1 protein-coding gene is annotated in these 1,572 nt (G+C 44.6%); it reads left to right on the top strand.

Annotated features, from left to right (window positions below; genetic code table 11):
* The first annotated feature begins 489 nt into the window (after positions 1-489).
* A complete protein-coding gene (locus tag F1735_RS33455; RefSeq protein ID WP_167241299.1) occupies positions 490-1,446 on the top strand; it encodes a ParA family protein in 957 nt (318 codons plus the stop codon).
* Positions 1,447-1,572 lie beyond the last annotated feature (126 nt).

The raw sequence follows: 1,572 nt of genomic DNA, 5'->3' as shown, positions 1-1,572 counted from the left end.
AATGAGATTAGCCATGATTCCGCCGCCGTAACCGATCAGATTTCCTCCGATATCACGAAAAAGCGATGAAAAATCGTGCTCTCCTGATGTCGGCCAGTTCAGAAAAATCGTTTTGCAATTGGCTCAAGGGCCCACCCGATCGACTCTGACGAAACCTTCGGCTATTCAAGGTGCCAGTGGTGTTGACTACGAAACCCTAACGAATTCATTGGACTCATTTAATGCTACGAATGGCGTTACGTCGGTGATGAACTCGCCGCTATAGCGTCAGCATACCGGACTGCGGAGCGCCGCAAAGAGATTGATCAGTGCCCCGTGAAGATAGCAGTCCAAATTGTGACATTTAGTGATATTGCTATAGCCGGGCGAAACCTATCCCTTGAGCCAAAAGCTATGGTAGCATTTGTGGGCGGTTCGGACCAGGCTTAGGAATGCGAAATTTTTCACATATTAATATCCGATGCAATAATCATGAATTGTGAGAATAAAATGGCAAAAGTAGTTAGTTTCTTTAACAATAAAGGTGGCGTCGGAAAAACGACGACCTCGACTAACGTTGCAGCTGGGTTAGCTCAAAAGTTTGGGAAAAAAGTACTATATCTTGATCTTGATCCACAATGTAACTCAACATTGCTGATTACAGGGGAAGAAAAAGTAACGGATTGTTATTGGATTAATCCAGGTGCAACCCAGACAATTTTGAACGTAGTCGCCCCCTTACTTGAGGATGAGCCTACCATCGCATTTGATCAGGGAATGATAAATACCGGGCCGAATAGATTTGGCGTGCATGTATTGATGGGGCATCCCAAGTTGTCAGCCATTGAGGATCGGTTGGGCGATGCTTGGGTAAAGTTGGCAGGGGGCGAGATCGGTGCGCTTCGGAAAACAAATTGGTGTCACGCCTTAGTGTCAGAACTTCGCGATAGTTATGACTACATATTTATCGATTTAGGCCCAAGTCTTGGTTCTCTAAATAGATCTGCGCTGATCGCGTCTGACTTTTTTGTCACTCCCATGTCCATTGACATTTTTAGTATTATTGGATTGCGCAATATTTCTGATTGGCTGACTCAGTGGATAAAGAGGTATGAACGTGGAATTGAAAATTTGGTTCTAAACGACCAGGGTGAATTGCTTAACAAATACCCGGTCCGTCAAAGTTTACCAATACGAACTGGGTGCATTGGATATACAACTCAGTCGTATGCGACGCGAAAGAACAAGGATGGTGAAAGAAGGCCAACCCACGCATTTGAAAATATATTGAATCAGTTTAGCGATGAATTTTTTCTCAATCTAGGTGGGTTCGTCCCTAATACGGTGAGAGATTCAGTAATATTGGGCGAGATTCCTAATATGTTTAGCTTGGCACCGCTTGCGCAAAAAAACTCTACGCCGATTCGCGGCCTCAAGGCAAGCGATGGAATTTTCGGGGCACATTAGAGCCAATTGCAAAACGATTTTTCCGAACTGGCCGACATCAGGAGAGCACGATTTTTCATCGCTTTTTCGTGATATCGGAGGAAATCTGATCGTTTACGGCGGCGGAATCATGGCTAATCTCATTTT

It is taken from the genome of Massilia genomosp. 1 (genome assembly GCF_011682185.1).
GTDB classification, from domain to species: Bacteria; Pseudomonadota; Gammaproteobacteria; order Burkholderiales; family Burkholderiaceae_D; genus Telluria_A; species Telluria_A rubra.
Note: the sequence above shows the minus strand (reverse complement) of the source record. Positions and strands in the feature narration are given on the sequence as shown.

What these genes read in the sequence shown, in the direction of transcription:
- F1735_RS33455 (WP_167241299.1), top strand. Translation starts at nt 490, where the DNA reads ATGGCAAAAGTAGTTAGTTTCTTTAACAATAAAGGTGGCGTCGGAAAA.